Origin of the sequence: Symbiopectobacterium sp. (assembly GCF_047692315.1) — a bacterium.
Lineage (GTDB): Bacteria > Pseudomonadota > Gammaproteobacteria > Enterobacterales > Enterobacteriaceae > Symbiopectobacterium.
The window spans coordinates 122184-136008 of the sequence record NZ_JBLLJS010000011.1 but is presented as its reverse complement, the minus strand read 5'-3'; the positions used below and the strand labels follow the sequence as shown (position 1 = coordinate 136008).

The window sequence follows — 13825 nt, the reverse complement described above, 5'->3', positions numbered from 1 at the left end:
GGAAATGGTTGGTGCCGGACGGACCGCCCCCGACGCGTTCCGGACGCGGCGGGGGCGGTCCGTCCGGCACCAACCATTTCCGAAGGTATCGCGGCGACGACATTGCGCAAATAGCGTGGGGACGAGGGGAATGGGTGATTGCATTCCCCTCGTCGGGCGCGTGCCACGCGAGTGGCAGAGATACACGGATGAGATCTCGCACGAAACCTTACGCAGGTATAAACATAAATCACGCTGTAATGCTTTAGCCTGTAGGCTACCTTACATCTCAGTGTGCGCCGCCCCCGCCTCCGGTGGTAAACGGTGGACGCGCAAACCAGACCAATATCATCAGTACCAGAAAGACCCCCTGTCGCTGCCCAAAAGATTTCATTGGCCGAAATGATCAACCCTTGGTTGGTAATTTGCTGGACGATGTAGGCTGATGCCTGCTTCTCACTCATCCCCATCAACTGTTGATAGGTTTCCTGCGCAATGGGATTGTAAGGTGTCACCGATTCGGTGAGGTGCGCGTGGTGTAGCGATTCGCGCTGTGTCCACAACGTGGTGGTGATCGAGGTGCCGATGGAGCCGGCCAGCGTACGCGCAAAGTTCGAAAGACTTGATGCCGCCGCCAGTCGCTCTGGGGGTAACCCGGAAAGCGTAATGGTGGTGAGGGGCATAAAGAGAAGCAGGCCACGGCGAACCCTTGCACAAATTGTGGCCAGGCTGACGTGCCGAAATCCATTCCCAGTTCAAAGGTATACGCACGCCAATAAAAGCACACGGCATACATGATGAAGCTGAATGTCACCAGCTTACGCATATCCAAACGCGGTGCAAAGCGCCCAATGATCGGGGGAGAGCAACACGGGCATCAGACCGACTGGTGCGGAAGCAAACCCCGCCCAGGTTGCGGTATAACCGTAGACTGTCTGCAATAGCTGCGGTAACAGCACGATTGAACCAAAATAGAACATATAGGCTAGGCTGATACACAAGCAGCCAATGGTGAAGTTGCGCGATTTGAACAGCGACAAATCCACCACCGGATGGTTGTCGGTCAGTTCCCAGACAATCAGGAAGGCAATGGCGACCACCGCCACCACAGTCAAAATGATAATCTCGTTGGAACTGAACCAGTCCAGCTCTTTACCGCGGTCCAGCATCATTTGCAGGCTGCCGATCCCAACAATCAATAGCGCCAGGCCAATGGTATCGATCGGCCGGATTTCAGTTTTGGTTTCGCACCCTTTCAGGGTTTGCATGGCGATGACCACAACCAAAACGCCCAACGGCACATTGATAAAGAAGATCCAGCCCCAGTGATAGTTATCGCTGATCCAGCCGCCAAGAATCGGGCCGCAAATGGGGGCGACCACCACCGTCATCGACCAGAGCGCCAGTGCGATACTGCGTCGGGCCGGCGGGTAGTTACTCAGCAACAAGCTTTGCGACAGTGGAATCAGCGGGCCAGCAACAATCCCCTGAAGCACGCGGGCGAAAATCAGCATTTCCAGGCTGGTGGAGACACCGCATAGCCAGGATGTGAAAGCAAACAGGCCCGTTGCCCACAAAAACAGGCGCACTTCACCAATGCGTTTGGCCAGCCAACCGGTAATCGGAATGGAAATCGCATTAGCCACCTCGAATGACGTGATCACCCAGGTACCCTGAGAGTTTGATGCACCCAGGTTACCGGCAATCGTAGGGATAGCCACGTTAGCGATGGTCGAATCCAGCACCTGCATAAACGTCGCCAATGGCAGCGCGACGGTCATCCAGGCCAGAGCCGAGCCTTCAAGCGGTTTTCTCTGCACACTCATCTCCTGCGAGGTTATTCTGCATTAGCCCGAATGATGGTGTCGATCAGGGTATTGACCGGGGTCAGATCCAGCGTCAACGCATCGATTTGGTACGCAGGTGCGCTGCGCGGTGCATCGGAAAGCACTTTTCCATCCACATTGGCAGTATCGACTTTCACCAGCGTGGAAAGACCGATACGTAATGGGTGTTCAGCCAATTGCTGCGCATCCAGCTCAATACATACGGGTAAACGCTGTACCACCTTGATCCAGTTACCGGTGGCGTTTTGTGCCGGTAGCAGTGAAAATGCGCTGCCCGTACCCATATCAAGGCCGACGACTTTGCCCTGATACACCACATCGTCGCCGTAGATATCACTGACTACAGTAACGGGTTGGCCGATACGCATGTTGGCGAGCTGCGTTTCCTTAAAGTTGGCATTCACCCACAGATGGTGCGCGGGCACCACGGCCATCAGCGCAGAAGAGGGCATTATCCGTGCACCAACCTGTACGCTGCGGCGAGAAATGTAGCCGTCCACCGGGCTGACGATGCGGGTTCTTTGCAGTGCCAGCCAGGCATCGCGCAAATCGGTCGCGGCTTGTTGCACGCCGGGTTGTTGCTGAAGCGGCGTATCGAGGATCATCGCTCGATTGGCCTGATATTGTTTATTATTAATCATCAGTTGGTGCGTCTGACGCACGCTATTGGCCAGCGCGGTCTGCGCGCGTTCGAAAGCCAATTGCGCGTCGGTAGCATCAAGTTCGACCAGAACCGCACCCTGCTTGACGAAATTGGTGTTGTCTACGTTAACGCGGGTGACGCTGCCGCTCACCTGGGACATCAATTGCTCCTGATTGCCTGCCACATAAGCATCGTCAGTCTCCTGATGGTGTCTCAGCACCAGGAACCAGTAGACAAACCAAACGCAGCCAACCAGTACAAACAGCGTGGTTAACAGGGTAAGCACCCGTTTGCGCTGGTGTTTTTTATTCTTCGTAGGAGCCTGCGGCGCTTGGTTTTCCACGCTTGAACTCATGGTGTTTTCCTCTGCTTCAAATGTCATTTTTTCATTATTTTTTATCGGAATGCGGCGGGTAACGATGGCCGATTCTTACATATGCGCTGCGAGGCAGAAAATCGGCCAACGCAGCCTTTACCCATGATGCAACTTATCGCTCCGGCTGCCGTAAGGCAGCGGAACGCGGTCCGTTTAATGAACGGTCATGATACGAACGGATATTGATCCAAAAACACCAGGCATCCGGCAAACACGCCAGCGCGTGTGAAGATGTATTTAAGGCAAGACAGTATTGTTATTATCGGTCTGGCGAGATTATGGATTATCGATCTTGTCCATTTCGTCCAGCCGCACCAGCAGTTTACGCATTAGCACTTCAAGCTGCTTCTGCTCATCTTTTTCCAATGCTGACCAGAGGAAATGCAGACTCTGGTGCTGCGGTGGCAACAGACGATCGAGAAACGCTTTGCCTTCATCCGTCATATGTAAATGTAGGCAACGACGATCGCTATCGCTTTCACGGCGTTCAATCCAACCGCGTTTTTCTAACTCATCGGCAATGCGAGTGGCATTGGTACGCGAAGAACCCAGCGCGGCGCTCAGTTCTGACGGCTGAATGCTACGTGATTCCTGAGATTCCAGCGTAATCAGTGCCATGAACAACGTTTCGTTGATACCCTGTTCCCGCAAAATCTTGTTGCGGTGCTCCAGAATTTTGTTTTGCATGTGCATGCACAGACGCACCAGCAAAATTTCCTGTTGGGGAAACTCTGGATTGCGCGACGCGCGCAGATTGATCATTTGTTCGATGGGTGTGAAGGAGCTGTTTTTATCGAACTCAGGTTTTTTGTCACGCGTGCCACTTTCCGTGAGCGCGCGCTTATATACAGATGGACTATCCATTTTTTATGTGAACCTCATTAATCACGATCAGTATAATAACGAAAGTTACTAATCGGGTGGACGATATTTAGTCGCATTGTGTCGTCGACTTTGTGACAGAACGTAAGTGGCCTTGTATAACGTAACGTGAACCACTAATAACGTGCTGTTAACACAATGATATTAAATAATTTCCAATGAAAGGTATTTAAAAGCAATACCGTAACAGAACGCGCCCAGCAATGTGGATACTACAATGCTGCGCGTTCGGTAGAAGCGGAGCGTGAGCGTCAGACAACCGATCAACGTAGGCAGCAGCTTGTTACTGTGCTGTTGAATCTCAGGGACACTGGAAACGATCAGCAGTGCGCAGATAGAAGCGATGCCAATGCTGTCGAGCACGGCGCCCACTTTGCCGTGCTTAAGCGATCCGGAGGCGCGGCTGGGGATCCCAGGCGTAACGGCAGGTAGCGGAACAAAAAATTCACCATGTCGACCAGCACACCAATCAGCAAAATTTGGGTACTCATGAGGATTTCTCCCCCTGTTGAGCCATGACGAGGGGCGCAAGAACCAGGGCTGCGGCGCAGCCACTACCGATACCGACTAAAATGGCGGCCGGAATGGAGAACAGCAGTAGCCCAAGCAGCGCGCCACTCAGTGCGCACCCAGTACGACCACACTTTGCCGTTTTTTGAAAGAAGCCAGCAGGAAACTGAGGAACAACGCCGGAAGCATAAAGGTGAGCGCCGCTTCGACGGCGGGGTATTCTTTCAACGGCCCATTACCGAACAGTGCTCCCACCACCGTACCGCAGCCCCAGGAAAGCCAGGATGCAGCAGCGACGCCCAGCATCCAGTTTTCACTCCAGCGGCGATTGTTTTGCGCCAGCCGCGCTGTGGCGGCGGCGAAGACCTCGTCCGTCAGCCCAAACGCCCACAGCGGTGTCTTGCGCGTAGGCAGGCGCTGCAAGATACGATGCCGCAGCGCCGGACCATACAGCACATGGCGCACATCCATGGCCATCACGGTAAACGCCGCCACCCAGATAGACATCCCGGCGCTGAGCAGGGCGGTAATCACAAATTGGCTGGCGCCGGCGTAGATCACGCACGACATAAAGACCGCTTCCCACGGCGAATACCCGAGTTTGACCGCATTCATGCCAAAAGCGAAGGCAACGGGCAGCCTACCGATCACAATCGGTAGGCTGCTGATTACCCCTTCGGAGAAGGTGGCGTGCGGAGAGGCGCGTTCAACGTGCATCTCCTGCTGTTGGCTTATCATTGGATTATGTGTCGCTTAATAGAATGGATGGTCAATACCCTACCGATAAAACGGCGGATGTGCCAGAAATGTGACACATCCCCACTTACGTACCTATCAGCCGTGTTTTCGACCAGATATCCAGATAAGCGGCGTCAGCAGGCTCACTACCATACCCGCATAGCAAACGCCTGTCCAGCCTGCAAACTAATATGTTGCCGCTGACAGCAGTGAGCCAGCAGCACCGCCGATAAAGTAGCTGGTCATGTATCCGGCGGTAAGCCGGTTACGCTCTTCCGGCATCATCTAGTAGATCACGCTTTGGTTGGTGACGTGCAGGCCCTGTACCGCCAGATCAAGCACCACAATGCCGACAATCAGCGGCAGCAGCGCCGTGGCGCCCATTGCGATCATGCCCCAGGAAAGCAGTAATAGCACAAGACCCACCGTGGTGGTCAGCGTGGCTTTTCCCTTATCAACCAGACGACCGGCGCGGGTGGCCGCCAGTGCGCCAGCAGCCCCCACTAAACCAAACAGCCCGATAATCCCTTCTGAATACTGGTAAGGCGGTGCCGACAGCAGAAACGCCATTGAGGTCCAGAGAATGCTGAAATTGGCAAAAGAGAGACAGCCGAGCAGTGCGCGCACGCGCAGTACTGGCGTGGTGGCAAACAGCCGGAAAATGGAGACGATCAGTTGCTCATAGTGCAGGTTATTGTTGGGCGGCAAACGCGGCAAGGCGCGCCACAGTACCAACGCCATGATAACCATCAGGACGCTGGCCACCCAATATACGGTGCGCCATCCTCCCAGCGTGGCGAGCGCTCCGGCAATGGTACGTGCAAGCAGAATGCCGAACAGCGGGCTGCTCATTATCGTGCCGACCACCTTGCCACGCGTCTCGGGGGCTGCCAGCGTTGTCGCGAGCGGCACCAGCAGTTGGGCCACCACGGAGCACAACCCCGCGAGCCCGATCCCCGCCAGCATAACCGGTAATGTGGGGGCCAGCGCGGTAATAACCAGCCCCAGCGCGGTCAACAGCGTCAAGGTGACAATCAACGTGCGTCGTTCAAACATATCGCCCATCGGCACCAGAAACATCAATCCCACGGCGTAGCCAACCTGCGCGGCAGTGACGATAAGCCCTGCCTGATTAACTGAAAGTTCAAACGCTCTGGCGATGGTTTCTAACCGCGGCTGGGCGTAGTAATTACTGGCGACGGCCAATCAGGTTGCCGTTGACACGATGAGCGTTAAAGGAAGGCTGAGGCCCGTCTGAGCCTGTTGAGAAGACATGAATACTCGCTAACGTTCTGTTGTGTGTGGGAGCGATTGTAGCAAATCCGTTAAGACAGAGGGCGTTTACTGGGAACGGAATCTGAAGAAACAGGCCCGAATGGGCCTGTGAGTGAACAATGACAAAGTTACGGTATCAAGTTACTTGGCAGCGTCAGTGGCGGTTTTTATCCAACCATCAAACTGTGCCTGATGTGCCTTGATCCAGCCATCCACATGGCGTTCGATATCTTTCTGGCTGCTCTCTCCGCTGCGCATCCGTATGTTCTGAGCGTTGATGTCGGCCAACGGCAGTTTCATGATGGCAAACAGCTTGGCAGCCGCCGGATTTTTCTCTGCCCACGCTTTGTTCGCTGCGATACGAATATTGTTCACGGGGAAGCCGTAGTCGTTGCCGTTGGGAAGCTTGGTGCTGGAGCCTTTCATTTCTCCCGGTTGAGAAGAGAAAGGCACCTGTAACCAGACGACATCGCGCCCTGGTACCAGCACATCGCTGACCCAGTACGGTGTCCAGGTGTAATAGAAGATAGGCTTGCCTTCTTTATAACGGGTAATGACATCAGCGATCATCGCGGCGTAATTGCCCTGATTGTGCTCTACCGTGTTGCTCAATCCGTAAGCCTGAAGGTGATGGTTGATGGAGGCTTCGCAACCCCAACCGGGCGCACAACCGATCAGATCCGCTTTGCCGTCACCGTTGGTATCAAATAACTTGGCGATCTCCGGATCTTTAAATTGCTCAACGTTGGTTATCTGGTACTGTTCCGCTGTCTTTTTGTCGATCAGATAGCCCTGCGCTGCGCCTCCGACGTAGACGCCGTCGCGGTAAAATTTGGCATCGCCGCCAGCCGCTTTGTACATGTCTGCCTGAAGCGGATCCCAGTTGACCACGGTGAAAGTGGCATCGCCGGAAGCGATGGACATATAGGCGACGTTGTAATCCACTTCGCGAATCGGTTGAACGTCGTAACCCAGTTTCCCCAGCGCGCGGCTGACCAGCAGCGTCTGGAATGTTTCTTCCGAAATAGTGTTCTGCACGGGCTGAACACTGACGCCTTTGCCCGGCTGGTCGGCCGCATAGAGAGGCGAGCCTGCCAGCGCGGTAATCAGGGCAACGGCCCCGAGTCCGGTTTTCTGCATCATGGTTTATCCCTCTTTATATGTAGTGTGATTAACGGGTGAACGGGCGTAAAATCAGCCCTAATGGACCGGTGCGATACCAGCGTTGATTACCACGACTGCGGCTGTCACGCCCCAGAGACTGAGTCAACCGGTCCAGAATGATGGCGAGAATAACGATCCCGCCCCCCCCCACGGCAGCCAGTCCCATATCCAGACGGCCGATACCGCGCAGGACCATTTGCCCCAATCCCCCTACTGCGATCATCGAAGCAATGACCACCATGGAGAGCGCGAGCATCAGCGTTTGATTAACACCGGCCATGATGGTGGGCATTGCCAACGGCAACTGAACCTTGAACAGCATCTGGCGCGGGCTGGCCCCAAAGGACTCAGCGGCTTCTATCAGATCGGCGGACACCTGACGGATACCGAGGATGGTCAAACGCACAATCGGCGGCAGCGCAAAGATAATGGTGACGACCACGCCGGGCACATTCCCGATGCCAAGCAGCATGACAATCGGCACCAGATAAACGAACGCAGGCGTGGTTTGCATTGCGTCGAGCAGCGGGCGCACTACTTTTGCCGCACGCTCGCTGCGCGCCAGCCAGATGCCGAGCGGCAGACCAAGCAGCATGCAAAAGAACAGGGCGGTTAATACCAGTGCCAGTGTGACCATGGCCTGTGACCAGGCACCGATAGCGCCGATGGCGACCAGCGATATCAGCGTTGCCGCCCCCATGCCCAGCGATGACATCTGCCAGGCGATAAGGGAGAACACCAAAATAGCCACGGGTGCAGGCATGCCTAACAGCGCCTGCTGGAAACCGTTGAGAATGATGTCAACCGGCACGCGAATGCCTTGGAATAGCGGGCGGAAATGCAGTACCAGCCAGTCGATCCCTTCTGTGACCCAATGGTCCAACGGAATCAAGGTATCTTTGAACGGATCCAACAGTGAAAAGTGCTCTTGAGCCGGTGCGGGTGCACTGTTCAGCCAATCAGTTCCCGACTGGGCGGCATCCTGAGCGGGTGCGCCCCAGGCATCTGCGCCGTTTGTTGCTGCGTCCCCCGAAGCAGACGCACTTTGCGCTGCCGATGACCAGGGATCGCCATTGCTGCTGGTGGCCGCCTGTTCGGCAGCATTTACCGGTGTTTGAGTGGTCTCCCACGGATTAGTTGCGTTAGTCATTGCTGCTGCCCTCTTTGTCTAATGCCTGTAACAGCATGCCTTTGGAAATAATGCCGATATATTCACTGTTCTCACCGATGACAGGCACGGCACAGGGTGCCTGAGCGACCAGTGAAATCAGTTCGTTGAGCGACATATCTGCGGGCACGGGGGCAGGATCTGGCAGCAAAGCCTGTTCCAGAGGTTCTTGCGCTTGTAGTGCTTTTTTCAGCGAATCGATAGAAACGACGCCGATAAATTTTTTCCCTTTTTCCAGAACGTAGCCATATTCACGGTCATCATCCTGCAGGATCTTAAGTGCAGAGCGTGGCCCAACGCCGGGCGTCTTACGGATCAACGTGACGGGGCGACGACGCGCAATATCTTTCGCGCTGAACACGTGGCTGATATCCACACCGCGGAAGAAGGTACGCACATAGTCATTGGCCGGGTTGTTGAGAATTTCATCCGGCGTGCCGACCTGGATCACTTCACCACCGTGCATGATGGCGATGCGATCGCCGATGCGCATGGCTTCGTCCAGATCGTGTGAAATAAACACAATGGTGCGCTGGTGGCGAGATTGCAGCTTCACCAGTTCATCTTGCATTTCAGTACGGATCAGGGGATCGAGCGCTGAAAATGCCTCATCCATCAGTAGGATATCGGGATCGTTTGCCAGTGCGCGTGCCAGGCCGACACGTTGACGCATCCCGCCGGAAAGCTCATCCGGGTAGGTATTGGCATAGGCTTCAAGACCTACCTGTTGCAGGGCTTCGAGCGCTTTCTGCTCGCGTTGTGCCTTATCAACGCCTGCCAACTCCATGCCAAACGCGGTGTTGGCCAACACGCTCAGGTGCGGCATCAACGCGAACGACTGGAAGACCATACTGATTTTTTTGCGACGCAGGGCGCGTAGTTCAGTCTCTGATACCTCGGCGATGTTTTCGCCGTCGATCAGCACCTGACCGCGTGTAGGTTCAATCAGACGATTGAGAAGGCGTACCAGTGTGGATTTACCCGAACCGGATAATCCCATGATGACGAATATCTCACCTTCTTCAATGGTCAGATTGGCGTCTTTCACGCCGACAGTGAGCCCGGTTTTTTCAAAGATCTGATCTTTGTTTAGTCCTTTGTCTATCAGTTTGAATGCCCTGTCCGGGTGCTCACCAAATATTTTATAGAGATGCTTTGCTTCGAGTTTTATTGCCATGAAATGATAAAATTCCTCTGTGATTTATCGTTCTATATTTCTGTCCTGATGAAGGTAAAAACACGTCATACCCTACCATACTCAGATTCTGAGGCAACCCTTGGCGCCGCCGATAGTACTGGGGATATTCATTTTCATGTTGCGAGAAAGACCATTTTTCTTGGTTTTTATTGTCTTGTTTTTTTATATTATTTTTTCTTTTTTTATCAATGTGATATTGATTTTGAAAGTTGGTGTTTTAAATGATTTATGTTTCGTGGTGTTTTGTGCGAAATAATGGGTTTGAATAACGTTGTGATTTTTTGAAATTACTTGCTTCGTTACAACGACAAAGGTGAGATATATCGCTATTTGGAGGGAGGTATTTTCAGATTACACTGAAAATTGGTGCGTTGCCGAAGAGGGATCATGTCAATGTCAATACTTTATTTTTCCTTTAGGCATGCACTGAAATAGAGGATGCCCTCAGGCATCCCGATAGCGCGGTATTTCACACTCCTTGCTGGCAGGAAATGGCGCTGACCACGCCAGACTGTTCCAGCGCCCAGGCGGCACGTAAACAAATATTTTCTCGCCAGAGGGCTGGCGATTAATTGCACGCCAATCGGCAGCTCTTTTGCGGTCATCAAAGGCACCGTGACGACGGGGAGCCCGACAAACGAGATAGGCTGGGTCAGCATCCCCATGCTGGCGCGTACTGGCAGGTCGATATGGTTTATTCGTATGGTTTCCTGGCCGATAAGTGTGGCACAACAGGGCGTGGCTGGGGCAATCAGCAGGTCTACGTGTTCGAACAGTGGCAATACCTGACGCCGAAAGACCTCACGAAAACGCTGTGCCTGTAGATACCAAGCTGAGGGAAGCATGGCTCCTGCCGTCAGGCGTTCGCGCGAGTGCGGCTCAAACTTTTCAGGTGCGTGGCGCAGGGCAGATAAATAACGGTTTCCCCCTTCGCTGGCTGAGAGAATAAAGGCGGCCGTGCGTGCCAGAGCGGCCTGGGCGAGAGTTCTTTCTTCGCTGGCCTGAAGCGCGTGTGCGACCCGTTGCACGGCATCGCGCGCATCATCATCGCAGGCTTCGCTAAAGTAACCGGCCAGTACGGCACTGCGCAGGCCGCGATCGCCTTCCGGCAGTCGGGGTGCACAAGCAAGGAGAGGCTGCTGCCGCTGGAAGCGATCGTCACTGTCGATGCCCTGCATGGCGTCGAACACCAGAGCCAAATCCTCCGTACGTCGTGCCAGCGGGCCAATATGATCGAGGCTGGCAACAAATGGGTGGCTGCCTTCGCGAGACAATCGCCCGAAGGTGGGCTTCAGGCCAAAAACGCCGCACAGCGAAGCGGGAACCCGAATCGAGCCATTGGTGTCGCTGCCCAGTGAAAAATGCACCAGTCCAGCGCCGACAGCGGCGGCGGAGCCACCGGAAGATCCTCCCGCGATACGCGTTGGATCTTGCGGATGACGGTTGGGGCCATAGTGGCTGTTTTCGGTGGTGAAACCGTAGGCGTAAGCATCCATATTCAGCATGCCGGAAAGCAGCGCGCCGCTGGCGCTTAACTGGCGCAGCGCAAATGCATCCCGTTTGGCGGGGGGATTGTCGGCAAACAAGTGTGCCCCTGCCAGCGTCGTTTCCCCGGCAACATCAAACAGGTTCTTTACCGCATAAGGCACCCCCGCCAGAGGCGGCAATATTTCGCCGTGCAGGCGTCTTTCATCCAGCGCATCGGCCTCTTGTTGCATACGCTGGCCTGTGACCTGGGTATAGGCATTTAAGGTCGGGTGCCGCTGTGCGATGGCATCCAGCGTGATATCTGCGACCTCGCGGGCGGCAAGCTCTCCACGTTGCCGCTGCTGTTGGCGCGGATCAGCCAGCGCCGCTGGGCGGTGCGTTTTACTCACCTGTATGCCGGTGTGTTTCAGGGGACGCCGCTGCTGATGCAGCTGTTTCTCGCCTTTTTTGGCCTTGGCCTGTTTGGCATTGATGTCAGCCCCTGGACTGCCGCTGCGTTGGCGCTGACGCTGTTCACCAGCGCATTTCTGGTGGATATCTGGCACGGCAGCATCGTGGCATTACCAAAAGGACAGTGGGAAGCGGCGCGCTGTCTGGGACTGAATTTTGGTCAAACACTATGCCGGGTTGTTGCGTCGCAGGCCACGCGTATTGCCATCGCCCCCACGGTGGGCTTTTCGGTACAGGTAATTAAAGGCACTGCGCTAGCGTCAATCATCGGTTTTATTGAACTGACCAAAGCCGGCACCATGCTGAACAACGTCACGTATCAACCTTTCAAGGTCTTTGGCCTGGTCGCACTGGGCTACTTCCTGATGTGTTATCCGCTGTCCTACTACAGCCGCTATTTGGAGAAGAAATTTAATGCCGCTCATCACCATTAATCAGGTGCAGAAATACTATGGCCAGAACCATGTCCTGAAAGGGGTGGATCTGGATATAGATATGGGCGAGGTCGTTTCCATTATCGGGCGCAGTGGCTCGGGAAAAAGCACGTTGTTGCGCTGTATTAACGGCCTGGAAGGATATCAGGAAGGAAGTATCAAGCTAGGCGGCATGACGGTGACTCATCGTGAGTCACAGGCGCGCGAAATCAGCCGTTCGGTGGGCATGGTGTTTCAGAACTTTAACCTGTTTCCGCACATGAGCGCGCTGGAAAACGTGATGCTGGCTCCGCGTCTGGTGCTGAAAAAAAGTGAAGCGGAATGCTGAGCCTTGGGTGAACAGATGCTGGCGAAAGTCGGTTTGAGTGAACGCCTGCACTGCTCACCCGCCAACCTGTCTGGCGGTCAGCAGCAGCGTGTGGCGATTGCCCGCGCACTGGCGATGAACCCCAAAGTGCTGCTGTGCGATGAAATAACCTCTGCGCTCGATCCTGAGCTGATGGGAGAAGTGTTGAAAGTGCTGGGGCAACTGGCGGCAGAAGGCATGACGCTGATTTTTGTCACGCACGAAATGAATTTTGCCCGGGAAGTGGGCGATCGGGTGGTGTTTATGCATGGAGGAACCGTGTGGGAACAAGGCGACAGCCGCGCGCTGTTCGCTAACCCACAGACCCCCGAGCTCAAACAGTTTATTGCGTCGGTGCGAGGTTTGACGGAGGGCTGAGCCCCGTTGTTTGCAGCGAACGTTCCTGCTTTTTTTGGAGTTGTGCATGATGAATAACGAATTATACGCGCAGATCAACCCGCCTCACCGTTTACTGATGGGGCCAGGTCCGATCAACGCGGATCCCCGTGTACTGCGCGCCATGGCGTGTCAGTTGATTGGCCAATACGATCCGGCCATGACGGAATACATGAACCAGACCATGGAACTTTATCGTCAACTGTTCCGCACGGAAAACCGCTGGACAATGCTGGTGGATGGCACATCGCGCGCGGGCATCGAGGCCATTCTGCTCTCGGCGATTCGCCACGGCGATCGGGTTCTGGTGCCGGTGTTTGGTCGTTTCGGGCACCTGTTATGCGAAATTGCTCGCCGCTGCCGCGCAGACGTTCACACCATTGAAGTGCCCTGGGGGGAAGTCTTTACCGCGGATAAGATTGAATATGCCATCAAGCGGTTACGCCCGGGTTCCCTGTTGACGGTGCAAGGTGATACCTCCACACCATGTTGCAGCCGCTGGCCGAACTCGGGGAAATCTGCCGTCGTCATGATGTGCTGTTTTATACCGATGCTACCGCTTCTTTCGGTGGCAACGTGCTGGATACTGACGCCTGGGGATTGGATGCTGTTTCTGCCGGTTTGCAGAAGTGTTTGGGCGGCCCATCTGGCAGCGCGCCGATTACCCTTAGCCCGAAGATGGAAGCGGCCATACGCCGCCGTCGCTGCGTGGAGCAGGGGATTCGCACTGCCGAGCATCGCGACGGTGACGGTGAAGAGGAGATGATCTACTCCAACTATTTCGATCTCGGCATGGTGATGGACTATTGGGGACCAGAGCGCCTGAACCACCATACCGAAGCCATCAGCATGCTGTTTGCCGAGCGCGAGTGTGCCCGTGTGTGATGCTCGAAGAGGGGCTGGATAATGGCATTGCGCGCCAACACCTGCG

Annotated in this window: 5 protein-coding genes and 8 pseudogenes; 3 read left to right on the top strand and 10 right to left on the bottom strand. The window is 54.9% G+C overall.

Annotated features, from left to right (window positions below):
* Positions 1–268: 268 nt before the first annotated feature.
* The 10 genes and pseudogenes from emrB to ACMZI0_RS04160 form a co-directional block, all read right to left on the bottom strand.
* Positions 269–1805: pseudogene (emrB, locus tag ACMZI0_RS04205) on the bottom strand (multidrug efflux MFS transporter permease subunit EmrB).
* 11 nt (positions 1806–1816) lie between these two features.
* Positions 1817–2824: an efflux RND transporter periplasmic adaptor subunit gene (locus tag ACMZI0_RS04200; protein WP_415672049.1), complete on the bottom strand. Its 1008-nt coding sequence runs from the start codon at positions 2822–2824 to the stop codon at positions 1817–1819.
* Positions 2825–3121: 297 nt separating this feature from the next.
* Positions 3122–3709, bottom strand: coding sequence for a transcriptional repressor MprA (gene mprA, locus ACMZI0_RS04195; RefSeq protein ID WP_415672048.1), 588 nt, complete (start codon positions 3707–3709; stop codon positions 3122–3124).
* 162 nt (positions 3710–3871) lie between these two features.
* Positions 3872–4218, bottom strand: a pseudogene (ygaH, locus tag ACMZI0_RS04190) (L-valine transporter subunit YgaH).
* Positions 4215–4954, bottom strand: a pseudogene (locus ACMZI0_RS04185) (AzlC family ABC transporter permease). Before ACMZI0_RS04185 ends, ygaH begins: the two co-directional pseudogenes overlap by 4 nt.
* A 117-nt stretch (positions 4955–5071) precedes the next feature.
* A pseudogene (locus ACMZI0_RS04180) lies at positions 5072–6250 on the bottom strand (MFS transporter).
* Between the two features lie 141 nt (positions 6251–6391).
* Positions 6392–7390 (bottom strand): glycine betaine/L-proline ABC transporter substrate-binding protein ProX, encoded by a 999-nt coding sequence (proX, locus tag ACMZI0_RS04175; protein ID WP_415672055.1) that lies wholly within the window; start codon positions 7388–7390, stop codon positions 6392–6394.
* Between the two features lie 31 nt (positions 7391–7421).
* Positions 7422–8564, bottom strand: coding sequence for a glycine betaine/L-proline ABC transporter permease ProW (gene proW / locus ACMZI0_RS04170; protein WP_415672047.1), 1143 nt, complete (start codon positions 8562–8564; stop codon positions 7422–7424).
* Positions 8557–9759 (bottom strand): glycine betaine/L-proline ABC transporter ATP-binding protein ProV, encoded by a 1203-nt coding sequence (gene proV, locus ACMZI0_RS04165; RefSeq protein ID WP_415672046.1) that lies wholly within the window; start codon positions 9757–9759, stop codon positions 8557–8559. Before proV ends, proW begins: the two co-directional genes overlap by 8 nt.
* Positions 9760–10249: 490 nt before the next feature.
* Positions 10250–11630 (bottom strand): annotated as a pseudogene (locus ACMZI0_RS04160) (AtzE family amidohydrolase).
* Between ACMZI0_RS04160 and ACMZI0_RS04155 the strand changes: the two are divergent.
* The 3 pseudogenes from ACMZI0_RS04155 to ACMZI0_RS04145 form a co-directional block, all read left to right on the top strand.
* Positions 11583–12152: pseudogene (locus ACMZI0_RS04155) on the top strand (amino acid ABC transporter permease); the annotation flags it as partial. The pseudogenes ACMZI0_RS04160 and ACMZI0_RS04155 sit on opposite strands and share 48 nt — an antisense overlap.
* Positions 12133–12876 (top strand): annotated as a pseudogene (locus ACMZI0_RS04150) (amino acid ABC transporter ATP-binding protein). The pseudogenes ACMZI0_RS04155 and ACMZI0_RS04150, both read left to right, overlap by 20 nt.
* A 49-nt stretch (positions 12877–12925) precedes the next feature.
* Positions 12926–13823, top strand: a pseudogene (locus tag ACMZI0_RS04145) (pyridoxal-phosphate-dependent aminotransferase family protein); the annotation flags it as partial.
* Positions 13824–13825: the final 2 nt, after the last annotated feature.

What these genes read in the sequence shown, in the direction of transcription:
- proW (WP_415672047.1), bottom strand. Translation starts at nt 8,564, where the DNA reads ATGACTAACGCAACTAATCCGTGGGAGACCACTCAAACACCGGTAAAT.
- mprA (WP_415672048.1), bottom strand. Translation starts at nt 3,709, where the DNA reads ATGGATAGTCCATCTGTATATAAGCGCGCGCTCACGGAAAGTGGCACG.
- ACMZI0_RS04200 (WP_415672049.1), bottom strand. Translation starts at nt 2,824, where the DNA reads ATGAGTTCAAGCGTGGAAAACCAAGCGCCGCAGGCTCCTACGAAGAAT.
- proX (WP_415672055.1), bottom strand. Translation starts at nt 7,390, where the DNA reads ATGCAGAAAACCGGACTCGGGGCCGTTGCCCTGATTACCGCGCTGGCA.
- proV (WP_415672046.1), bottom strand. Translation starts at nt 9,759, where the DNA reads ATGGCAATAAAACTCGAAGCAAAGCATCTCTATAAAATATTTGGTGAG.